This is a genomic window from Mycobacterium sp. NGS66, assembly GCF_059812225.1.
In genome coordinates, this window is the sequence record NZ_JCALCG010000012.1 from 175555 (window position 1) to 197061 (window position 21507).

The following is a 21507-nucleotide window of genomic DNA, read 5'->3' on the forward strand; positions in this document are numbered from 1 at the left end:
TGCCGACCGCTGTGCGCGTTACCCGGACTTGGCCAGCGGGACCGCAGCATCGCCTCGGGCCGCCGCGTGTGGTTCCCAGCCCGGCGGTCCGAAGACATAGCCCAGCCGATCGCGCAGCCGGGTGGCCGATCGCCAGTCCCGGGCGATGGCGACATACTCGCGGGTCTGCAGCTTCCAGATGTTGAAGGTGTCGACTTGCTTGGTCAGACCATAATGCGGGCGGAAAACCTCCGGCTGGAAGGTCCCAAGCAACCGATCCCAAATGATCAGGATGCCGCCGTAATTCTTGTCCAGGTACAGCTGGTCCATCCCGTGGTGCACCCGGTGATGCGACGGTGTGTTGAAGACGAATTCGAAGGGGCGCGGGAGCTTGCCGATTCGCTCGGTGTGCACCCAGAACTGGTAGATCAGGTTCAGCGACCAGCTGAAGTACACCATCCACGGGGGAAGTCCAAGCAGCGGCAACGGCAGCCACATCAGGATTTCGCCGCTGTTGTTCCACTTCTGGCGCAATGCGGTCGCCAGGTTGAAGTATTCGCTGGAGTGATGGGCCTGGTGGGTGGCCCAGATCAGCCGGACCCGATGCGCGATGCGGTGGTAGCCGTAGTAGAGCAAGTCGACACCGAGAATCGCGATGAGCCAGGTGTACCACTGGGTTGGCGAGAGGTGCCAGGGCGCCAGATAGGCATAGATGGCCGCGTAGCCGAGCAGGGCCAGCGCCTTCCACGCGGCTGAGGTGCCCACCGAAACCAGACCCATGGAGATGCTCGCCATGGAATCGCGGGCGAGGTAGGCGCCAGAGCCGGGACGCGACCGGGCCGGGTCTTCGATATCTTCCGGCCGCTCCGCAGCCATGTGTGCGAGCTTGCGGGCCGCGGCCCACTCAAACGTCAGCAGCAATACAAAGAAAGGAATGGCGAATAGCACCGGGTCGCGCAGTTGCTCGGGTAGCCCGAACCAAAATCCCGCCAGCGCATTCACAGCACCTAGATTACGGCTCGCTGATCATGGCGGCTGAGCGCCTAAGGAACGACGCCGATGGGTACAGACTGTTCGTGATGAGGCCGACGAATCACGGAATGCTCAATAGGGCCTTCACCCAGCGTCTGATCCGCGCCACGGGTGTGCGAAATCGGCTCTTTCCGGCGGCGAAGCTGGATTACTGGGCGGCCCACCCACGGTTGCCGTATGCGGGTCAACCGTCCAAGCGGGTGCTGAAGAAAGTCGGTGTCACTCGGGAGGTCCTCAACAACCGTTCGGTGTATCAGGTGACCCCGGTCCCGGCCAACGGCGCTGGACCCGCCGGTCATGTGCTGTATCTGCACGGTGGGGCCTACGTGCTGGACTTGATGCCGCACTTTCATTGGCCCGCGATCGCGAAGTTGTCGAACATGTTGCGGCGCACGATGACTGTGCCGATCTACCCCGTCGCACCTGAGCACACCTACCGTGAGGTGTTTCCCTTTCTGCTTCAGGTGTATCGCCGGATGCTGGACAGCGCCGACCCGAGTTCTATTGCGTTCATGGGTGATTCGGCCGGTGCGGGCATGGCCTTCGCATTGTGCCATGCGGTGCGAGACGCCGGTCTCCCGCCGCCGAGCGACGCCGTGTTGCTGTGTCCGTGGATGCACGTCGGCCTGCCGGACCCCGACGTGCCGGCGATCGCCAAGATCGACCCGATTCTCAACCTGGACGACCTGCGCGCCGCCGGCATCCGCTACGCCGGCGGCGACCCGCTGGAAACTTCCCTGGTCAGCCCGGGTGTCGGACCGCTGGTCGGCCTGCCGCGCCTGACCATATTCACCGGTACCCACGATGTGCTCAACCCCGACACCAGGGCTTTTCGCAAGCGAGCGGCAAACGAGGGTCTCGACATCGGGTGGCACGAACTCGACGGAGGAGTGCACATGTGGATGCTGCTGCCCGGTCATGAGGCGGCGGTGGCACTGGACCAGGTTTGTCAGGTGCTGAGCCGTTGACGGATGTGATGGTCATCGGCTCGGGGTTCGCGGGGCTGTGGGCGGCGCTCGGGGCGGCCCGTCGACTCGACGAGCTTGCCGCCCCGACCGGCATGGTCAACGTTACGGTGCTGAGCGCCAAGCCATTTCACGACATTCGGGTTCGCAATTACGAAGCGGATCTGAGCGCCTGTCGCATTCCGCTCGCCGGTCTGCTCGACCCCGCCGAAATCAAGCACGTCGCCACCGAGGTGACCGAGATCAACACCGAGGCGCGTACCGTCGCGACATCGGACGGCACCACCTACCGCTACGACCGGCTGGTGCTCGCCGCGGGCAGTCAGGTGCTCAAGCCCGACATTCCTGGCTTGCGCGACTTTGGCTTTGACGTCGACACGTACGACAGCGCTGTGGCACTCGAACATCACCTGCGCGGATTGGCCGACGGCCCGCCTACAGCGGCGTCGGCCACGGTGGTTGTGGTCGGGGCCGGCCTGACCGGGATCGAAGCAGCATGCGAGCTGCCGCAGCGGCTGCGGGCGATGTTCGCTCGTGTTGGAGTGCCGCCCCGAGTGGTGTTGGTGGACCACAACCCCTTCGTGGGCTCCGACATGGGCGCATCGGCACGGCCCGTGATCGAACGGGCGTTGTCGGACAACGGGGTCGAGGCCAAGACTGGCGTGCGCGTCGTCGCTGTCGACAAAGACAGGGTGACGCTGTCCTCGGGTGAGCGGCTCGACGCGGCCACCGTGGTGTGGTGTGCGGGCATGCGGGCCAGCCCGCTGACCGAACAACTGCCGGTGGCCCGCGATCGATTGGGCCGCGTGCCGGTCGACGACCAGCTGCGGGTGATCGGCATTCCCACGATGTTCGCCGCCGGCGACGTAGCCGTTGCCCGCATGGATGACGAGCATTTCTCGGTGATGTCATGCCAGCACGGGCGCCCGATGGGCCGCTACGCGGGTTACAACGTCATCAGCGACTTGTTCGACGAGCCGCTGCTGACGCTTCGAATCCCTTGGTACGTAACGGTTCTGGATCTTGGGCCGGCCGGTGCGGTCTACACGGAGGGCTGGGACCGGACAGTGGTGGCCCAAGGCGCGCAGGCCAAGACGACTAAACAAACCATCAACACGGTGCGGATCTACCCGCCGCTGACCGGCAACCGCGCCGATCTGCTGGCCGCGGCCGCACCGGATCTGCAGGCCCGTCCGTAAGGCGGCTTACTCGGCTTGCGCCTGCTCGCCTGCGTACCAGTGCACGGCGTAAACGCCAGGCTGCAAAGACAATTCGGCCACCAGCCGCTCGAGACGGGCGGGCGTATGGCCGTCCATCAGCAGGTGTGCGGTCAACGTGAGGTTGTCCTCGTCGTCGGCCCGCCCGGTATGGATGCCACGCAGAATGATGTCGTTGCCGGCGGTGTGCTGCACGATATGGGCGCGCACATACTTTGCCGATTTGGGCCGACAGATCACCTGGACTTGGTAGGGCTGCAGTCCTTCGTCTTCCTCGACGCCGTTGTCATGGTCGATGAGGCGGCCGAGCGGACGCCCGAACAAGTGGATGGCCACCACGGTGCCCGTGGCGACCAGCGCGAAAAGCAAGTGTCCCGAGGCGGCCAGCACACCGACCGCTGCCGAGCACCACAAGGTGGCGGCGGTATTGAGCCCGCGCACATTGAACCCCTCGCGCAGGATCACGCCGCCGCCGAGAAACCCGATGCCGGAGACCACGTAAGACGCGACCCTGGTGGCGCTGGTGTCGTCGGTGACGACGGAGTACAGCACGAACAAGGTCGCGCCGGTGGCTACCAGCGCGTTCGTGCGCAGCCCGGCCATCCGCGCCCGCCATTGCCGCTCAAGACCGATGAGGGCGCCGCAGCCGGTTCCGACGGCCAATCGGAGCGCGAAGTCGGCGATGGTCAGCGTGTGCATCACACCGCACTTCCTTCCGATCCCAAGACGGCGACGGCAGCTAAGCAGATGCGGGTTAACAGCAAGTGGAGTCGAGACTAACCGGGGGTGCCGCGCGCGGCTAGCGCGACTTCGGCGTCAGGTGTTCGGGGCAGTACGCATTCGAGGCGATGGCCGCGAACCGGGCTGCCCCGTCCATCGTCATTCCGGGATTTTCGGTCTTGATGTCGTGCACAACCTGCAGACCCGTTTCGCCTCTGCTCATCATCCCGCACACCGCTTTGGCGGAGGTGATGACTTGCCCCGGACTGCTGTAGGTGAACCCGGCGTTCTCCAGCGCGGCCAAAAAGGCCGTGTCGTCGCCTTCCGGTTCGCCGTAGGCGGGTGCGGCGAGGTTGATTGCGGCAATAACGGCCACAAGCGCCAGTAGCCGTTTCATCGCGGTGAACTCGAATGCGCTTCGGGCAGGGTGACTTTGGGCTTGTCGCCGCCGGAGACGTGCACCGTGTGGATGCCGGGCTTCTTGGACAATCGATCGAGTAGAGCGTCCAGTCCGGCCTTATCGACATGCCAGTGCTGCACTGCCTCCGGTTCCTTCTGCAGCCTCGCGATGACGTCGTCGAGTTTGACGGGCTCGATGGTGCCCTTGCCGCCGTTGGCGCGCACGCGCGCCCCACTTCCGCTGAGTACTTGCGGCGCCACGCTGCCCAGGGCGCCTCCGGTCATGGCTCCCAAAGCCATTTGGCCGACCAGGCTTCCAGGGATTCCCGCGGCGGGGGCGGCGGCCAGGCTGGTGGCCGGCAACACGTCGGCGGCCATCCTGATCGCCGGAGTCGCCGATGCCCAGCTCGGTGGCACCGACAACCTGCCGACCATATTCGCGTCGCCCACACCCGCCGATACCGCGCTGGCCAAGCCGGCCGACCGCAGCCCAAGCCCAGCCCCCAACGATGATTTCGGAATGTCGACGGCCCCAGCAGAAGGGTTGTAGAAGTACTTGAACTCGGTCATGCCCAGGTTCGGCACGCTCATGATGTCATTGGCTACCGTGCTGAACCGGCTGATGTCGGCGAAAATCCCGAAAGTGTTCTGCCACAGCGGCCCGGCCAAGGGCGACCCCGTCAAGCTATTGAGCACCCCGTCCCAGAAGGCCATGTAAGCGCGGGCGGCATCGCCGAAAGGTCGCAGCAAGTCTGCGATCGGGTTGGCGGAGAGCGCCGCCGCCGCTGGCAGCGCAGTCGTCACTGCACTGGTGCCGCTTGCCGCACCGCCGGCTTCACCTACCGCGAGCGCCTGACTGGCGAGCCCAGCCGCATTGGTGGTTTGCGGCGGCTCGTTGAACGGCGTGAGTTGGGCGGCCGCCGCCGACGATGCCGCATACCCGAACATCGCCGCGGCGTCCTGGGCCCACATCTCCGCGTACTCGGCCTCGGCGGCTGCGATCGCAGCGGTGTTTTGCCCGAAGACGTTGGTTGCCAAGAGCATTGCCAGCTGGGCTCGGTTCGCCGCGATCTCCGGCGGTGGTACCACCGCCGCGAAGGCGGTCTCGTAAGCGCCCGCAGCCGCCCTGGCTTGGCCGGCCGCAACTTTAGCCTGCGCCGAGGTGACCGACATCCAGGCCACGTACGGCGCTGCCGCGGTCGCCATAGCGACAGCCGACGGGCCGCTCCACGCGTCGTTGGCCAGGCCCTCGACGATCGAACCGTAGGAGGCGGCCGCGGACTGCAATTCACTTGCCAGCGCATCCCAGGCGGCCGCAGCTGTCAGCATCGGTCCCGCGCCCGGACCGGTATAGATCTGGCCGGACGTGATCTCCGGTGGCTGGAACGCGAAAGTCATTGGCGCACAATTCCTTACTGCCCGCTAGCGGGCAGCGGCGGTATTGGCGGCCTCAGTGGCTGCATATGATGCGGCGCTGGTCGCCAGAGTGCTGACAAACATCTCGTGAATCGCCGCCGCCTGAGCGCTGACCGCCTGGTACATCTGCGCGTGTACGGCGAACTGCGCGGCCGTAAGGGCCGACACTTCGTCGGCGGCGGCCGGGACCACGCCAGTCGTCGGGGCCGCCGCGGCAGCGTTCTCCGCGCTCATCGACGCGCCGAGAGCGCGCAGGTTTTCGGCGGCAGCCGCCAGCATTTCCGGTTGTGCGGTAACAAAACTCATGCGTCGTACTCTTTCTCCCTAATCCGCCGGGACCACGATGATGGTGGCCGTCGTAGCTGTGTCAGTGGGGTTCGCTCCACCGCCGCCGGTGGCCCGGGCGCCGTTACTGACGGTATGCACACCAGCGCCCGCGAAGGCGCGTCCAGCCAGACTCGCCGCCGCCATCTCACCGAATAGAGCGCCTTGCGGTGCAGCCGAAACTGCCGGCACAGCACCCAAACTCGCACTCGGCAGGACCGAGGCGAACGTCTTCAGCACCGGAGCGGCGGTTGCCCAGCCTTGCGGAACCGAAAGCGAGCCGACCAGGGTCGCCCGGCCCATCGCTCCCGTCACCGCTCCCGCTCCCGAGTTCGGCGTAACCAAAGAAACGTAGCCGCCCCGCAGCGGCGAAAGCGCCCCGACGGCACCTTTGTCGTTGAGCAGTGCGGCAACGCCCGGCGCATTTTGCGACAGACCGAGTAACTGAAGTGCAAACAGCCACCAGCCGCCGCCCAAAACGAACGGAACAATTGGGCTGTAAGCACCGGTGATGGCTTGGAAAATGGAGCGGAATTCTGCCGAGATCGGGTAAAGGAAGTCGATGATCGACGCCGCCGGCGTCGCCGCCAGAGGGGCTGCCATCCCGAACCCTTGCAGCGCACCTGGAACCAATGTGACCAGCTGCGACAGTTCTGCCGAGATGTTCGACGCAGGTGAGGCGGCGGCTTGCGCAACGGCCCCGGCTTGACCGGCCGCAGCCCCGGGTGCAGTGGTCGGCGGCGGCTCGGAGAACGGTGTCAGCTGTGTGGCAGCCGCCGACGAGCCTGCATAGGCGTACATCGCCGCGGCATCCTGCGCCCACATCTCCAGGTATTGCGCTTCGGTGGCAGCGATCGCGGCGGTGTTCTGGCCGAGAATGTTGGTAGCGATCAACGTCATCAACAGGGTGCGGTTGGCTGCGATCATCGGCGGGGGCACCGTCGCCGCGAACGCCGTTTCGTACGCGACGGCGGCGACCTTGGCCTGCATTCCCGCCAGCTCCGCTTGCGCTGCCGTCGCCGTCATCCACGCCACGTATGGCGCCGCCGCGGTCGTCATCGCCATCGACGCCGGGCCCTGCCAGGACCCGACGGTCATCCCGTCGATGGTCGCGGCGTAAGACGCTGCGTGGGAATGCAATTGGGCGGCCAGCACGTCCCAAGCCGCCGCCGCGGCCAACATCGGCCCGGACCCCGGGCCGGCGTACATTCGCCCCGAGTTGATCTCGGGTGGCAGCGCCCCGAAATCCACAAACACGCCTATTACCCCGCTTCCGTCACGGCGCAGCGAGCGCCTGAAGCGGCTCGGCTGTCGCAGGCCAAGCCGATCCGGCCATCGTCTGCTCGCGAACGGCGCTCGCCCGCGCAGAGGTCATTGCCGAAAACTGTTTGCTAGCAGCGTAATTCGCACCCAACACAGGAGCGGCTTTGCGTGCGCGTGGGGCGGTGACCGCCAGCCCGATCCTCGCCGAGTTGTCGACGGCGGCTGCCGCAGACTCCCGTTGCGCGGGCACAAATGACATGAACTTCCTCCCTGATGACCAGCTGTTGGCGCCGTGTCGGTGGCCTCGATCAGCCCACCGCACGCATTCCAGCGGGTCTTAGATGGCCGCCATGGTAATCACGGTCTTGCACGCTTGTCGGCGACGCAGGTGTAGTTCATAGCAAATCCATCAAATTGGCCGTCGATTCAGTGCTATCTGCGAACTGCGTGCCAATACGCCGTTGTTGCCCCGCAAACTCCGGCCCGGCGCGGTCGGGGTACTGGCCAGCGGCACTGCGCTATTCGCAAGCCACTACCGAGTAGCTGGGACAAGCAGCGGCGGAAGCTCGGCAGCGCACTGACGGTGATAGCTGCAGCGATAAATGACCGGGCAAACAGCAACTCCGGAAAGTATTGATATGTGCTATCAATCGCTTTTTGGTCGATATGCGCACTTGCCAGGCGTTATTGTCGCCGCTGCGACGATTACCCGGGGATTATTTGAATTATATGTGGCCGCTTCGCGAAACCCGGCCTGAATTATTCCGGCATGCGTTGGTCGACGACTCGGGTCGACAGCTATGTAGTGATCGAAAGCGTTGCCAACCAACGAGATTCGCAGTGACACCCCGAATATGCTTCAGGCCTTCGACAGCTGATGGGGGCAGTAGAACTTCGCGGCAAGCAGGGCGAATGTGCTCGCGTGCTCCATGGTGATGGCCGGGTTGCGGACCTTCAGGTCGTGCAGCAGCTCGAGGCCGGATTCGCCGTTGTCCAGACAGGTGCACACCGCTTTGGCCGACGCGATGGCTTGGTCTGGGCTGTTGAAACCGATGTCGTGATCGCGCAGGGCAGCGATGAATCCGGCATCGTCAGCGGCACCGTACTCCTGCGGTTCGGCATATGCCGGCGCGGCCACGCCGATCACGACCGAGACCCCAGCTAGAGCCAGCAGCATTCTCATGACTCACCATCCTGTCTACATTGAGAATTGCCGTCTTCCGAAAGCCTTGGCGGGAAGTACATTTCGCATGCCAATCCGCTAACCCAACTGAGCATCCGACGGCACCACCTTGGGTTTGCCCTTGCTCAGATGCACCGCATGTATGCCGGGTTTTTTGGCCAGTTGCTCGAGCAGACTGTCAAGGCCCTCTTCGTCGACGTTGTGATGCTGGACGCTTTCGGGTTTCTCCGCGATTTGCGCAACCATCCGTTTCAGCTTGTCCGGCGAGGTGGCGTCGTTGAGGTCTTTGAGCCGGGTCAGCCGGCCTCGTGCGCCGGCACCGGCCACGGCGCTGGGAGCCCCGGCCCCCAAGGCGCTGCCCAGCATCCCCGCGGCGGACATCGAACTGAACAGGCTTGCCTCGCCGAGCGCCGCGGCCGGCACCGCGTCGGGGCCAGCGGCCGACAATGCGGCGGCGACCATCCTGACGCTCGGGGTGGCCGTAGCCCAGCTCGGCGGCACGGTCAACTTGCCGACCATGACACCGCGGCCCCAGTCCGCCTGTACCGGGTTGGTTGCGCCGGTCAGCCAGCCGCGGCCCCAGTGTGGCGTCAGTCCGCCCGCCAATGCGTCTTTGGGCAGGTCGCCGAACGCCGTCGCATGAGGAGCGAATTTCAAGAACTGGGACGCGGGAAAGTTGACCAGCAGTCCGATGTCGTTGAATCCGGTGGTGAAGCTGAGCGGCGTCTTGATGGCGTTGTAGAGGGCCTCATACCAGGCCGAGCCGTTCGGCCCGAAGACGCTGTTGATCAGGCCGCGCATCGTGGCCGTGTACTCGGTGCTGAGGTTTGCTCCCATTTGGAGCAGGTCCGAGCCCGGGTTGGCGACAGATGCCAGCGACGACACCGCGGACTGGGCGGTGCCCGCCGAAGTGCCGGCGGCCGTCGTGACCGCGGCCGACTGGCTGACCAGGCCGGCCGAATTCGTGATCTGCGGCGGCTGGTTGAACGGCGTCACCTGGCTCGCGGCCAAGGCGGAGCTGGCGTAGTTGTCCATCGCCAAGGCGTCCTGCGCCCACATTTCACCGTATTGGGCTTCGGTGGCCGCGATCGCCGACGTGTTCTGTCCGAAAACGTTGGTGGCGACCAGCTGGGCGAGCAGGCTGCGGTTCGCCGCGATCTCCACCGGGGGCACGTGTGCGGCGAACGCCGCCTCGTAGGCGGCCGCCGCCGCGGAGGCCGAAGTCGCGGCCTCGGCGGCCTGCGCGGCGGTCGTCTGCATCCAGGCCAGGTAGGGCGTGACCGCGGCGGTCATGCTCATCGACGAGGGGCCGAGCCACGGCCCGCTGGCCAAGGCATCGATGACCGCCGTGTAGGAAGCCACCGTCGACTGCAGGTCCGTGGCCAGCCCGCTCCACGCGGCGGCGGCGGCGCGCATTGAGCCGGATCCTGGACCGGTGTACATCCGGCCCGAGTTGAATTCCGGCGGGAACGCTGCGTAAAACATGTCGGTAGCCCTCAGTCCTCGAGCGCCGGAATGACGATGATGGTGGCGGTGGCGGGGTCGGCCTCGGCGACGACACCGCCCATCGCCCTGGCGGCCGTACCGCTTGCGGAGCTGAACGCGGCAGCACCGAGGCCGCGCCCGGCCAGGCTGGACAGGGCCATCTGGCCGAAAACACTGCCCTCGCCGGCCATCGCGACCTCGGGGGCTGCCGCCAGGTTGGCGGGTAGTGCCGAGGCGAGCATTCGGATTTGCGGCGCGGCTTCGGTCCAGCCCTGCGGCACCGACAGGCTGCCGACCAGCGCCGACCGGCCCATGGTTCCCGACACCTGGGCGCCGGTGAGGCTTGCCGCCGGCACGTGCGGCGCAAGCTCGGTGGCCAGCGGAGCCAGCGCCCCGCTGATGGGTTTGGGCGGTGTGAAATACGCCTGGAGGCCCTGGCCGTTTTGGGCGTAGGCGTACGTCTGCCCGAACGACAGGAACGGGCCGCCGGGTATGGACGTGAGCCCCTGCAAGGAGTACGGACCCGAGGCGATGGTGGACATGATGGTGTTCCAGTTGGTCAGCTCCGTCGGCACCGCCGGCAAGTTGAAGATCGGCGTGACGCCGGATTCCAGACCCGAGAAGATATTCGCCGTGGCCGGCGCCGGCGTCGTCGACGAGAACGTCGCGTTCGCGAGGTTCTGCAGCACGCTCGGCAGGCCATTGATCAAGCCGCTCTGGGCGCTGGCTTGAGACACCGCCGCCGATTGCAGCGCGGTCCCCGCGCCATTGGTGGTCTGGGGCGGCTCGGTGAACGGAGTGAGCTGCGACGCGGACGCCGAGGAGCCGGCATAGGCGTACATTGCGGCGGCGTCCTGCGCCCACATCTCCATGTAATGGGCCTCGGTTGCCATGATCGCGGGGGTGTTCTGGCCCAGGATGTTGGTCGCGATCAGCGACATCAACAGTGCGCGGTTGGCCGCGATCACCGGCGGCGGCACCATCGCCGCGAACGCGGTCTCATAGGCCGCGGCGGCAAGTTTGGCCTGGGTGCCCGCCAACTCTGCCTGGACGCCGGTCGCGTTGATCCACGCCACATATGGCGTGGCCGCGGCGGCCATCGCGATCGAGCTGGGCCCGGTCCAGGGTCCCGCGGCGAGGCTTTCGATCGTCGCTCGATACGCGGCGGCCGTGGACTGCAATTCGGCGGCCAGCTCATCCCAGGCCGCGGACGCGGCCAGCATCGGCGCGGCCCCCGGACCGACATACATACGCCCCGAGTTGATCTCCGGCGGAAGCGCCCCGAAGTCTACAAACACCCCCGGTTACCTCCGGCCCTCACGTCGCGGCGACCGCATTGGCCGACTCGGTGGCCGCGTAGGATGCCGAGCTGGCCGCCAAGGTGGCGACGAACTGCTCGTGAATCGCCGCGGCTTGCGTGGCCATCGCCTGATACATCTGCGCGTGGGCGACGAACTGCGCCGCGGTCAGCGCCGAAACCTCGTCGGCGGCTGCGGGAATGACACCGGTCGTCGGCGCGGCCGCGGCTGCGCTTCCGGCGGTCATGACCGAGCCGATACCTGCCAAGTTCCCGGCGGCCGCCGCCAGCGCCTCCGGTTGGGTAGTCACAAAAGACATGGATGCCTCGCTAGAACTATTTCGGTCGGAAACTGTTTTTGGCGTTGTTGTATGAGTTATTGCCTGTAGTTCCTTAGACGGCCGCCATGGCCGCCAGGATCCGTCAACTTCGACGGCAATCAGCGCACCACCGGTTCGATCGCGCCAGATCGGCCAGTTATTCTGTGCTGTTAAAGGTCCCCGCTTAATACAGGGCCTATGGTGATCGGAACGTGTGCACAGAGCGTTCCCGCCAGGTAATCACGATGTAAAAAAGACATTCGAAAACCGGGACAATGCATGTGAGACGTAGGTCCGGGCAAACGCCTGGCTACGAGTAGCTGCAGCTCAGCGCCCGTCGATAATACGGTGTAGCAATACGTCTCGGGCAGCGGGAATCAACACCGCGATTAATCGACGAGATATTCATCACTTGCGCGTGTCGGGACGTCAGTTCCATCGACGAGGGCCGGAATGCCATTTCCAATCGCGCCGCAAGATAACTCGGCGCAGTGAGCTATTCAGCTGTCATCGAGGCTCGCTCTCGACACGAGCGAGTTTCGGCGGGCGATTACCAAATCGATAATCAACCAGCACGTGAATTTCTTGAGCGTACGTAGCCGTCGCCGTGAAGATGCTGATTTGCACCTGTTGGTTTCCTGTGAGTGGCGGCGGCGACCGGACGGGCTGCGGCACGCCTGGACCGGGTGTGTCTATCCGGCGGCCGGTGACCGTGTGACGAAGGACGGGCGGAAACCGTAGCGCGGGATGGCGCGGTCGTATCCCTGCCGGCCCATGCCGGCGCCGAACGGCACCGGAGGGGTGCTTGTCGTCAACGGCGAGGCACCGGTGACCGACGCGCCGGGAAGCGACGAAGACAGTGGGCTGTGCAGCGGGGCGGACCCGGCCCAGCTCGGAGGTACCGACAGCGGACCGACCATCCCCGCACGGCCGACGCTCGCCGACACGGCATTGCCAAGGCCGCCGATGCCGCTCATTGGTGCAGGGATTGCCCCACCAACCGCGGTTGTGGCTGCCTGTGCCGCCGCATCGCCGGCCGCGTTTCCGGCAGCTTGAGCGCTCAGCAGGCCAAGGAACGGCCCCACGGTGTTGCTCGGCATGTAGAACCCAGAGGCGAAGATGCTGTTCCACAGGGTGGCGTTGGGGCCGAAATTGTCCCAGAGCCAAGATGAATCCGGTCCGGCGCCGGTGGCCAGCCCCAGCACCGCCGTCTCCCCCGTCGTTCCAGTCGACGACGAAGGCGATGCCAGCCCGTGCAGCGCATTGGGCAGGGTGGCCATCACCTGTGACAGCGTCGCCTGCTGGGTGCCGGCCGGCGTGGCAGCAGCTTGGGCGACCGCGGCGGACTGGGCCGCGAGCCCGCTTGCCTGCGTGGTCTGTTGAGGCTGGAGGAACTGGCTCAGCTGGGTCGCGGCCGCCGACGCTCCGGCGTAGCCGTACATGGCGGCGGCGTCTTGAGCCCACATTTCGGCATATTGGATCTCGGTAGCCGCGATAGCTGGGGTGTTTTGACCGAAGAAGTTGGTCGCAATCAACACCATCAGCTGGGCGCGGTTGGCCGCGACGACCGGTGGGGGCACCGTGGCCGCAAACGCTGCTTCATATGCCGCGACGGCGGCCTCGGCCTGCCCGGCGGTTTGCTCCGCCTGCGCCGCGGTGGTGCTCATCCATGCCACGTAGGGCGCGGCGGCGGCCGCCATCGCCGTCGAAGCCGGGCCCAGCCATGCTTGGCCGGTCAGCTCCGCCAGGATTGAGCTGTAACTCGTTGCGGTAGAAAGCAATTCCGCTGCCAACCCATTCCACGCCGACGCCGCGGCCAGTAGCGGGCCCGGCCCCGCTCCGGAATACATCCGAGCCGAGTTGACCTCCGGGGGAAGCATGGCGAAATCCAACAGTGCAGTCATCGCTAGCCTCCTCCCGTTCAGCCAGGGGCCTCAGTGGCCGTGTCGGCGCTCGTGCTTGAGATTCGTGGTTGGTAGCTGGTGAAGTGCGTGAGACGCGCTATCCAGCAGCGGGTGGCCGCGCCACGAACGTGGGCTTGAAGCCGTATTGCGGTACGCTGCGGCCCATTCCTTGCGCGCCCATGCCAAACGGCACTGCGGGCATGCCCGCTGCCATCGCCGGTGGCGGGGCCATCATCGGCGTAGCACCCAGCGCGGACGACAGCGGACCTGCTGGGGCCGCCCCCGCCCAGCTCGGCGGGACCGACAACGGGCCCACCATGGCCGCTCGGCCCAGGTCCGCCGATACGGCGCCGCCCAAGCCGCCAAGACCGGCCAGGCCGCCGGGACCGGCGACAGCTTCACCAAGCGACGTGGCCGCCTCTCCCACGGCTTCGCCGGCCGCGGCGCCGGCCGCTTGGCTGCCGAGCAGGCTCAGAAATGGCCCGATGGTGTTGCTGGGCATGTAGAACCCGGACGAAAAGATGGTGTTCCAGATGTTTGCGTTGGGCCCGAAGTTGTCCCAGAGCCACGACGAATCCAACCCCGACCCGGACCCGGTCAAGTCACTCAAAATCCCCGTCGCCCCGGAGGTCCCCGTCGTCGACGGCGCCGCCATGCTCTGCAGTGTCTTCGGCGTGGCAGAGATCAACTGGGACAGTGTGTTTTGTCCGGTACCGGCTGAGGTGGCGGTCGCTTGGGTGACGGCGGCGGACTGAAGGGCCGGCCCGCCGGGATTAGTGGTCTGCTGCGGAGGGGTGAATTGGGTCAGCCGGGTCGCCACAGCCGACGAGCCCGCGTATCCGTACATGGCGGCGGCATCCTGCGACCACATTTCGGAGTACTGCGCTTCCGTGGCTGCGATCGCAGGAGTGTTTTGGCCGATGACGTTGGTGGAGACCAGCTGTGCCAGCTGGGCGCGGTTTGCCGCTATCTGAGGCGGAGGCACCGTGCCGGCGAATGCGGCTTCGTAGGCCGCTGCTGCGGCCTCTGCCCGGGTGGCGGTCTCCTCGGCCTGTACGGCGGTGGTGTTCATCCACGTCACATAGGGCATGGCCGCTGCGGCCATCGATGCCGATGCCGGGCCCTGCCATTCTTCGTCCGTCAGCGCCGAAAGCACCGAGCCGTACGACAATGCGGCCGAGCGCAATTCAGCAGCCAGCGCCTTCCAGGCCGATGCAGCGCTCACCATCGGGGCCGCACCCGCCCCGGAATACATCCGAGCCGAATTGATTTCCGGCGGGAGCATGGCGAAGTCCAGTACTGCGGTCATCTTTCGCCTTCCCCTTCAGCTGGCTGCGATGGCATTGGCGGCTTCAGTGGCCGCATAGGATGTGGCGCTGGCGCCTAACATGGACGTGAACATCTCGTGGATTGCCGTCGCCTGGGCGCTCACCGCCTGATACATGGCGCCGTGCGCGCTGAATTGCATTGCGGTCAAAGCCGATACTTCGTCGGCGGCTGCGGGGGGCAGGGCGGTGGTCATCGCCGCCGCGGCCACATTCTGTGACGCCAGCCCGGATCCGACTGCATTCAGCTGAATTGTCGCCGCAGCCAGCGCTTCTGGATGCGTCACCACATATGACATCGGACTTCTCCTCACGGAAAGCGGTGTGACGCAGGCCTTTTGGGCCACCCTGGTCGCTGCTTTCCGCGCACCCCATCAACGCACGTGCGAATTGATCACGTGCGGAAGGACTTCGGGGTGTTAACGGACCGCGGAACTAGGGCCGGGGTCGGATCGCCACGAAATGGTCATCGATCTGGAATACGGACTATCGTCGGGACTCATTTCGCTCTCACCTCCTCGCGGCCAGGGCGCACGGGGGCGCCGGTGCTGCACGCGGGGAGAAGTGCCTGAGCAGAAATCTCAGGCACGGCACCCCTCTCGTCAGAGCTTCGGCACTACGCGGCGTATCGGGCCGAAGCCGGAAGCCACTTGGGCTCAACCCTTAAGCCGGGAAGAGCTGTCCTGACCCTGGGCGTCTTTCGACGTTCGAGGTCAGTGGCCTGTATCCACGTAGACGCCTCACCTAGCGAGGTGCGTACGAGAGTCTATGCTTGCACCCGCAGTGCCGTGAGTCAACCCAGTCGATCGCCATGCATTTGCCGCGCTACGCTCGGCCAACGCGTCCGGTGGCTGACTGCGGGATACCGGCGACGACGGAAAGCGTTGATCGGCACGATATGTCGGATGGCCCGACAACAATGTTCGGCTCCTCGAACTCTGCCTCACCGGCCATCCCACAGTCGACGACCCACCCGGCAGTCATCACTGTGCTCAACCCCAGCCGGCCGCCGCGGGCTCCGGCACCAGCTATCGGGTTCGCGACCGCGTTCGCATCGCAAACTCCCTCAGTTGCATTGCGCCCCTGATCTTTTCGTGACCAGACCGGTCGCCCGCGGACCGGTCGGATAATCGGAATTGACGAGTGGTGGGTCGGGGTGCAAGATAGTGCTCGTATGCACCTCGGTAGGTGAGGCGTCTACACGGATACAGGCCACTGACCTCCAACGTCGAGAGACGCCCAGGGTCAGGACAGCTCTTCCCGGCTTAAGGGTTGAGCCCAAGTGGCTTCCGGCTCAACCGGATACGCCGTGTGGTGCCGAAGCTCCGACGAGAGAGGTGCCGCGTTCGGGATTCGCCTGGATGCGCATCTCTCCCGGGCAGTTGGTAGGCACCGCGTGTGCCATGGCCGTGAGGAGGTGAGGGCGAAATGAGTCCCGGCGATAGTCCGTATCCCAGATCCGTCTTGTCCCGATCCGGTTCCGGCCTGGCTCCGGCCGCCTGAACTTCTCGAGCGCCCGTCGAACTACCGCGCTTAACGCGTGGGGTTGCCGCGCGCTCCGATGCGGGTGTCGCGTCGAGTAAGACGAGCCGATCGGGCTCCCCCGTTGGAGCAGATCATGGCTTCTGTTGTGCCACACTGTGTTTCATTGCTGCGAGGCTTCAGTGCTGCGAGGCTTCAGCGCTGCGAGGCTTAGCGGGTCGCGGTCAAGCCGAGCGGCCAACCCTTACTGACTGACTTTCACCCATCGTTCCCAGCACGACTCTTTGCGATAGCGAGACATTCATGGCTTCCATTTCGACCGAGGCACTCGGTGGTGTCGGCGCGTCTGCGACCACGAAGCGCCCTGCATCCCAAGCCCTGACCCTTGCGGCACCGGCGGTATCACCCGGCACTTCCGGTTCGGCGGCGCTGGATTCGGCGCATGTCGGGGACATCATCGGCGCCTTTGGCCGTATCGGTCGAGACGTCAGGCAGGCCGGCCACAGTCGTTGGCAGCGATTGCGATTGCTGATGGTCATCACCGGTCCCGGGCTGATCGTGATGATCGGCGACAACGACGCCGGCGGTGTTGCCACCTACGCCCAGGCCGGCCAGAACTACGGCATGAACCTGTTATGGACACTGGTACTGCTGATCCCGGTGCTGTACGTGAACCAGGAGATGGTGCTCCGCTTGGGGGCGGTCACCAGGGTTGGGCACGCGCGGCTGATTTTTCAGCGATTCGGCAAGTTCTGGGGCGCCTTCAGCATCGGTGACCTGGTGATCCTCAACGCGTTGACGATTGTCACCGAATTCATCGGAGTATCACTGGCACTCGGGTTCTTGGGCTGCCCGAAAATCATCGCGATACCGGCCGCCGCGGTGCTGTTATTCGCGGTCGTAGCCGGTGGCTCGTTCCGCCGCTGGGAACAGGTGACATTCGTGCTGATCGCGGTGAACGTCGCGATCATCCCGCTCGTGCTGTCCGTGCACCCTGCGCTCGGCCCAAGCATGCGTGGCCTACTGCCCTCACTGCCCGGGGAACCAGACTCGGTCGTGCTGATGGTCATCATGGCGATTGTCGGTACCACGGTGGCGCCATGGCAGTTGTTCTTTCAGCAGTCGAACGTCGTTGACAAGCGAATCACGCCGCGCTGGATGCGCTATGGCCGAGCCGATCTGGGTATCGGCATCGTCGCGGTCATCGGTGGAGCGATCGCGCTGATGGCGGCGACGGCGTTCGGCCTCGGCGGTTCGACCGCCGCCGGTAGCTTCATTGACGCCGGCGCGGTCGCGTCTGCGCTGTCCAGTCACGTCGGCCACACGGTCGGCGTGCTGTTCGCGATCATTCTGTTGGACGCGTCGCTGATCGGAGCAAATGTCGTGGGACTGGCCACCACGTACGCCCTCGGTGATGCCTTCGGCAAGCCGCACTCGCTGCACTGGAAGATCACCGAGGCCCCGCTGTTCTACGGCAGCTATGCCGCCCTTCTTGCGGTATCGTCTGCGGTCGCGTTCAGCCCCGATCACGTCCTGGGCCTGATCACCCAAGGTGTCCAGGCCCTGGCCGGGGTGCTGCTCCCGTCGGCGACGGTGTTTTTGGTTCTGCTGTGCAACGACCGCCCGGTGCTCGGTCCGTGGGTGAACACCTTCCGCCAGAATGCCTTGGCGTGGCTGATCGTATGGTCGCTCGTCGTGCTGTCGCTGATGCTGACCGCGGTGACGTTCTTCCCCAAGCTATCCACTGCGACGTTGATCAGTGGCCTCGCTATCGGGGCGGTGTTGGGAATTGTCGGCGCCGCCATCGTCTTCGCGGTCGGCTGGTTCGCCGATCGGCGCAGCGCAGAATCGATGGAAAAGGTTCTCAGCGCAGCGGGTTTCGAGCGGGTGAGCATCGACGAGCTGCCGAAGTTGACCCGCGCCGAACGTCGGGCCCTGCGCGACGAGGTGCGGGCAAACTGGACCATGCCCTCCTTGGCGACGCTGGATCGCCCCGTCATGTCGCCCGTGCGTCGGGCTGGTTTGCTGACCCTGCGCACCTACTTGGTGCTGGCCTGCGTGTTGGTTGTGGTCAAAATCGTTCAGGCAGTATAAGCGAAGCCCGCTGGCGTGGTGAATTGGCTGGCGGCACAATAACTTTCCCGCAGCACACCGCCAGCGGGCGGCCCTACTCCGTCTTCTTCTCGGCAACCGCCGCACGGAGGCCTTCGGCCAGGTCCTCGCGAGTCAGCTCCTTGAAGCGGAGCAACTGGTCCTCGGTGAACTCGGTTAAATCGCTGGCCAGCACGGCATCCAGATCCTCGTCATCCAACCGCGCGCTGCGGTGATCGCGCGCCTTCTCGACGACATTGCGCACAAAGCCGGCGTTGCCGAGCAGGTCAATGCCGCGGATCAGGTCGCCGTCCTCGGAGTAGCTCTGCTCGTTGTAGAACTTCGTGTACGAGGGCAACAACACCTCGGCCTCTTCGTCGGTGATGACGTCTTCGTTCTCCCGGCCCATCAGCTTGGTCAGCGCGATCAGCTCGTCCGGTGTATAGCTGTAGAACTCGATGACCGTCGAAAAGCGCCGTCGCAGACCCTGATTCACCTCGAGCATCTTTTCCATCGCCTTGGCGTAGCCGGCGCCGAACACCACCAGCTCGTCGCGATGATTCTCCATGTACAGCAGCAGCGTGTTGATGATCGCGTTGCCATACGGGTCGCCCTGGGAATAGCCCTTCTCATGCAGGGTGTGCATCTCGTCGAAGAAGACCGCCCCGCCCAGCGCCCCTTCGAGCATCTCCTCGGTGTTCTTCTCCGCGTCGGCCATATACCGGCCCAACAGCTTGGTGCGGCTGGTCTCCACCACCATCGGCTTGCGCAGCACGGTCAACCCGCACAGCTGTTTGGTGAACGCGCGCGCCACCGATGTCTTCCCGGTTCCGGGTGGACCCAGCAGCAGGGTGTGGCGCGAGGTGACCGGTACCGGAAGCCCCATCTTGGCGCGCGCCAGGTTCACCTTGGTCGTCGACTTGATCAGCTTGATTTCTTTTTTGGCCTGGTCCATGCCGAGCATCGCGTTGAGCTCGGCATCACCTTCGGCCAGGTATTTCGCGGCGGCCTCAGCGTGGCGGGCGGCTTCGGTCTGCGCCCGGGTCGGCGCGCTGTCCGGGTCCCATGGGTCGGTGCGGGCCTCGATGGTTTCCGGGTCGGTGAGCACCAGCCGGAACGTGGGGTCATCCAATGCCTCACGCGCCGGGGTGAATTTCGGATCCCGCGAATACACCCGGCGCAACAGTTCGACGGCCTCGTCCTCGCGCCCCATGTGCCGCAAGCACATTCCTTGGGTGTACAACGCCACGTTGGCCGCGCCCGGCACCCGGTCGCCTTCGATGGCGTCCTGAGCGCGACGGTAGGCCTCCTCGAAGACGCCCAGCGACGCCAGCGCCGTGGTGGCCATTGCCGCACCCGCGGCCTTCAGCTCGGGGTGACGCCATGGCGTGGCGTCCGGGAACTGTGCGAGCACGTCGGGCCAGCGTTTGGTGCGAAAATACAGCACGCCGCGCGCATAGCTGACCAGCTCGGCGTCGAACGGATGGCGAGGCTCGACATTGTCCAGCAGGTCGGCCGCCTCCCGGTATCGCTTGGCTTGGGCCAAAGCGACGGCGTAAGCGCAAGCCAAAGAATCGACGCTGGTGACCGCCAGCCGCAAAAACAACCCGTCCGAGACCTCGGGACGAAACTGCAGGTCCGTGACACCGAGACGACGGGTCTCCCACCCGAACGTCCTTACCGCCGCCCATGCGCCGGCGAGCACGTCCAGGCCCTGGTCACCGGCCAGCACTCGGGCCAGCCAGGCATCGCACATCCCCGGATCGAGGTTGCTGGCAGTGGTGAACATTTGCAGTGCCACCTGCGGGTTGTGGCTGGGCTGCAATCCATTGACGGAGATCCCCGATGCCAGCAATCCGGCGACCATCGCATTGCGGGCGTCTTCGGTGGTTGACTGTGGGCGGCTCATCGCCCTGCAGGCAAGCTCGTTGAGCTCTCCTGCGGCTGACCGAGCTCGAACATCAATTCGTCATGGTCGTACAAGCCCCGGCTGGGCAGGTCCAGCTGCGCCCGCGGCGACGGGGTCGGGAGGCTGGCGCGCACCGCAGCCAACTGGCGGCCGGTGAGCCGGTTGAGTCCCGCCGCCAGTTTTCTGGGCAGCTTGCCGTCGGTGTGGTAGCGCACCCAGGCCGAAACCTGGGGTTGACCGCCGCGGCTGGTGAGCCGAATCGTCACCACGGTGGCCTCGGTGTCGGCTTCCCACAGCTCGTCCAGTGTCTCGGAGGTGATGTCCGACGGCGTCACCCAAAAGCTCGTGGTATAGCCGTTGAAGTGCTTGAGGTGCCGCCACCCGGGCCGGCTCCAGGTCGGCTCCAGATCGGCCAGCACAGCGCTGTCGACCTCCGCGAGCTCGTCGGCGGTCAGGGGGCGAGCCGCGCAACTTTGTCCGTCGAGATCCTGAACAAGGCGCTCGGTGGCCGCTACCAACGTCGACGCCAGCGAGTCGCGGACCGCGACCGCAGCCACGTTGCGCTGCGGGTTCATCCGCAACACCAGCCAGGTGCGGCGCTGGTATGAGCGCGGTCGGTCGTTGAGCTCTTCCCATTCTTCGGGACCCCAGTCCTCGAGCTTCGACAACTCTGCCGCATTGCCGCCCTGGCGCAGTTTCAGCGAGACGATGTCGATGCTGTCGAGGTGGATATCGAACTGGCGCAGCCCATCGGCAACCGCGTCCACCGGCAGTGCCGCCGACGCCGACGTCCGATGACGATGCCGCCCGGAGACTTCCTCTTCGCTGCCGCCCACCGCGATCACGGTCACCAGGCGGCCCTGATACTCGCGCACTCCGACGGTGTCGCGGCCGAATCGGCGCTGGTGGTCGATCGCGGGCGCGCACCCCGCGGCCAGTGCGGTGCCCGGGTCCGCGGACCAGTCCCACAACCAGGTGCCCAATCCGGACGCCACCGTGATGCCGTGGTAGGTGACCAGCGAAAGCAACGTCACCACCGCGGCCAGCCCAACGCCTACCCACCAGGCGACATGATGTTCACCCTGCCAGGCCTTCGGACAATGGCTGGCCAGCACCAAGATCAACACGTCGATGAGAAATACCGCGGTGAGCCGTGGCCATGACAAGGCCAATCCCAACCTGCGCTGAGCCTTCAT

General features: G+C 65.6%; 18 protein-coding genes and 2 riboswitches. Of the genes, 3 read left to right on the top strand and 15 right to left on the bottom strand.

Annotated elements, in window-relative coordinates:
• Positions 1-18: 18 nt before the first annotated feature.
• Positions 19-981 (bottom strand): sterol desaturase family protein, encoded by a 963-nt coding sequence (locus tag AC5Y2L_RS20995; protein ID WP_499937776.1) that lies wholly within the window; start codon positions 979-981, stop codon positions 19-21.
• 77 nt (positions 982-1058) lie between these two features.
• Between AC5Y2L_RS20995 and AC5Y2L_RS21000 the strand changes: the two genes are divergently transcribed.
• Both AC5Y2L_RS21000 and AC5Y2L_RS21005 read left to right on the top strand, forming a co-directional pair.
• Positions 1059-1979 carry an alpha/beta hydrolase gene (locus tag AC5Y2L_RS21000; protein WP_499937777.1) on the top strand — a complete coding sequence of 307 codons (921 nt, stop codon included), beginning with the start codon at positions 1059-1061 and terminating at the stop codon, positions 1977-1979.
• Complete coding sequence (locus AC5Y2L_RS21005; RefSeq protein WP_499937779.1) at positions 1976-3175, top strand: NAD(P)/FAD-dependent oxidoreductase; 1200 nt, start codon at positions 1976-1978, stop codon at positions 3173-3175. The genes AC5Y2L_RS21000 and AC5Y2L_RS21005 overlap by 4 nt, the downstream gene beginning before the upstream one ends.
• A 6-nt stretch (positions 3176-3181) precedes the next feature.
• Here the strand turns inward: AC5Y2L_RS21005 and AC5Y2L_RS21010 are convergent, their stop codons facing one another.
• The 12 genes from AC5Y2L_RS21010 to AC5Y2L_RS21065 form a co-directional block, all read right to left on the bottom strand.
• Positions 3182-3892 (bottom strand): MgtC/SapB family protein, encoded by a 711-nt coding sequence (locus AC5Y2L_RS21010; protein ID WP_499937836.1) that lies wholly within the window; start codon positions 3890-3892, stop codon positions 3182-3184.
• A 100-nt stretch (positions 3893-3992) separates the two neighbouring features.
• Positions 3993-4310, bottom strand: a complete 318-nt coding sequence (locus tag AC5Y2L_RS21015) for a DUF732 domain-containing protein (protein WP_499937780.1) — start codon at positions 4308-4310, stop codon at positions 3993-3995.
• A complete protein-coding gene (locus tag AC5Y2L_RS21020; protein WP_499937782.1) occupies positions 4307-5710 on the bottom strand; it encodes a PPE family protein in 1404 nt (467 codons plus the stop codon). The genes AC5Y2L_RS21015 and AC5Y2L_RS21020 overlap by 4 nt, the downstream gene beginning before the upstream one ends.
• 24 nt (positions 5711-5734) lie before the next feature.
• Positions 5735-6034 carry a PE family protein gene (locus tag AC5Y2L_RS21025; protein ID WP_499937784.1) on the bottom strand — a complete coding sequence of 100 codons (300 nt, stop codon included), beginning with the start codon at positions 6032-6034 and terminating at the stop codon, positions 5735-5737.
• Positions 6035-6052: 18 nt separating this feature from the next.
• Positions 6053-7303 carry a PPE family protein gene (locus AC5Y2L_RS21030; protein ID WP_499937786.1) on the bottom strand — a complete coding sequence of 417 codons (1251 nt, stop codon included), beginning with the start codon at positions 7301-7303 and terminating at the stop codon, positions 6053-6055.
• A gap of 871 nt (positions 7304-8174) precedes the next feature.
• Positions 8175-8498, bottom strand: a complete 324-nt coding sequence (locus tag AC5Y2L_RS21035; protein WP_499937788.1) for a DUF732 domain-containing protein — start codon at positions 8496-8498, stop codon at positions 8175-8177.
• Positions 8499-8576: 78 nt separating this feature from the next.
• A complete protein-coding gene (locus AC5Y2L_RS21040) occupies positions 8577-9983 on the bottom strand; it encodes a PPE family protein (RefSeq protein ID WP_499937790.1) in 1407 nt (468 codons plus the stop codon).
• Positions 9984-9994: 11 nt separating this feature from the next.
• Positions 9995-11233 carry a PPE family protein gene (locus AC5Y2L_RS21045; protein WP_499937837.1) on the bottom strand — a complete coding sequence of 413 codons (1239 nt, stop codon included), beginning with the start codon at positions 11231-11233 and terminating at the stop codon, positions 9995-9997.
• A gap of 67 nt (positions 11234-11300) precedes the next feature.
• Positions 11301-11600 carry a PE family protein gene (locus AC5Y2L_RS21050; RefSeq protein ID WP_499937791.1) on the bottom strand — a complete coding sequence of 100 codons (300 nt, stop codon included), beginning with the start codon at positions 11598-11600 and terminating at the stop codon, positions 11301-11303.
• Between the two features lie 692 nt (positions 11601-12292).
• On the bottom strand, positions 12293-13504 hold the full coding sequence (locus AC5Y2L_RS21055) for a PPE family protein (protein ID WP_499937792.1): 1212 nt from the start codon (positions 13502-13504) through the stop codon (positions 12293-12295).
• Positions 13505-13601: 97 nt separating this feature from the next.
• Positions 13602-14813 (bottom strand): PPE family protein, encoded by a 1212-nt coding sequence (locus tag AC5Y2L_RS21060; protein WP_499937794.1) that lies wholly within the window; start codon positions 14811-14813, stop codon positions 13602-13604.
• Positions 14814-14828: 15 nt separating this feature from the next.
• The gene (locus AC5Y2L_RS21065; protein ID WP_499937795.1) at positions 14829-15128 is read right to left on the bottom strand and encodes a PE family protein; all 300 of its coding nucleotides are present in this window, start codon (positions 15126-15128) and stop codon (positions 14829-14831) included.
• A gap of 288 nt (positions 15129-15416) precedes the next feature.
• A riboswitch (M-box (ykoK) riboswitch) is annotated at positions 15417-15588 on the bottom strand.
• Between the two features lie 414 nt (positions 15589-16002).
• Positions 16003-16173: riboswitch (M-box (ykoK) riboswitch) on the top strand.
• Between the two features lie 441 nt (positions 16174-16614).
• On the opposite strand from AC5Y2L_RS21065, the gene AC5Y2L_RS21070 reads away from it, so the two are divergent.
• Complete coding sequence (locus tag AC5Y2L_RS21070) at positions 16615-18405, top strand: NRAMP family divalent metal transporter (RefSeq protein WP_499937796.1); 1791 nt, start codon at positions 16615-16617, stop codon at positions 18403-18405.
• Positions 18406-18478: 73 nt separating this feature from the next.
• Here AC5Y2L_RS21070 and eccA read toward each other — a convergent pair whose 3' ends face one another.
• On the bottom strand, positions 18479-20311 hold the full coding sequence (eccA, locus tag AC5Y2L_RS21075; protein ID WP_499937798.1) for a type VII secretion AAA-ATPase EccA: 1833 nt from the start codon (positions 20309-20311) through the stop codon (positions 18479-18481).
• Positions 20308-21507 carry a type VII secretion protein EccE gene (eccE, locus tag AC5Y2L_RS21080; RefSeq protein WP_499937799.1) on the bottom strand — a complete coding sequence of 400 codons (1200 nt, stop codon included), beginning with the start codon at positions 21505-21507 and terminating at the stop codon, positions 20308-20310. Before eccE ends, eccA begins: the two co-directional genes overlap by 4 nt.

Bases quoted from the DNA above. Each gene is read 5' to 3' on its own strand.
- AC5Y2L_RS21045 (WP_499937837.1), bottom strand. From the start codon at position 11,233: ATGTATGTCGGTCCGGGGGCCGCGCCGATGCTGGCCGCGTCCGCGGCC.
- eccE (WP_499937799.1), bottom strand. From the start codon at position 21,507: ATGAAGGCTCAGCGCAGGTTGGGATTGGCCTTGTCATGGCCACGGCTC.
- AC5Y2L_RS21000 (WP_499937777.1), top strand. From the start codon at position 1,059: ATGAGGCCGACGAATCACGGAATGCTCAATAGGGCCTTCACCCAGCGT.
- AC5Y2L_RS21060 (WP_499937794.1), bottom strand. From the start codon at position 14,813: ATGACCGCAGTACTGGACTTCGCCATGCTCCCGCCGGAAATCAATTCG.
- AC5Y2L_RS21035 (WP_499937788.1), bottom strand. From the start codon at position 8,498: ATGAGAATGCTGCTGGCTCTAGCTGGGGTCTCGGTCGTGATCGGCGTG.
- AC5Y2L_RS21065 (WP_499937795.1), bottom strand. From the start codon at position 15,128: ATGTCATATGTGGTGACGCATCCAGAAGCGCTGGCTGCGGCGACAATT.
- AC5Y2L_RS21025 (WP_499937784.1), bottom strand. From the start codon at position 6,034: ATGAGTTTTGTTACCGCACAACCGGAAATGCTGGCGGCTGCCGCCGAA.
- AC5Y2L_RS21070 (WP_499937796.1), top strand. From the start codon at position 16,615: ATGGCTTCCATTTCGACCGAGGCACTCGGTGGTGTCGGCGCGTCTGCG.
- AC5Y2L_RS21015 (WP_499937780.1), bottom strand. From the start codon at position 4,310: ATGAAACGGCTACTGGCGCTTGTGGCCGTTATTGCCGCAATCAACCTC.
- eccA (WP_499937798.1), bottom strand. From the start codon at position 20,311: ATGAGCCGCCCACAGTCAACCACCGAAGACGCCCGCAATGCGATGGTC.
- AC5Y2L_RS21055 (WP_499937792.1), bottom strand. From the start codon at position 13,504: ATGACTGCACTGTTGGATTTCGCCATGCTTCCCCCGGAGGTCAACTCG.
- AC5Y2L_RS21020 (WP_499937782.1), bottom strand. From the start codon at position 5,710: ATGACTTTCGCGTTCCAGCCACCGGAGATCACGTCCGGCCAGATCTAT.
- AC5Y2L_RS21050 (WP_499937791.1), bottom strand. From the start codon at position 11,600: ATGTCTTTTGTGACTACCCAACCGGAGGCGCTGGCGGCGGCCGCCGGG.
- AC5Y2L_RS21010 (WP_499937836.1), bottom strand. From the start codon at position 3,892: ATGCACACGCTGACCATCGCCGACTTCGCGCTCCGATTGGCCGTCGGA.
- AC5Y2L_RS21040 (WP_499937790.1), bottom strand. From the start codon at position 9,983: ATGTTTTACGCAGCGTTCCCGCCGGAATTCAACTCGGGCCGGATGTAC.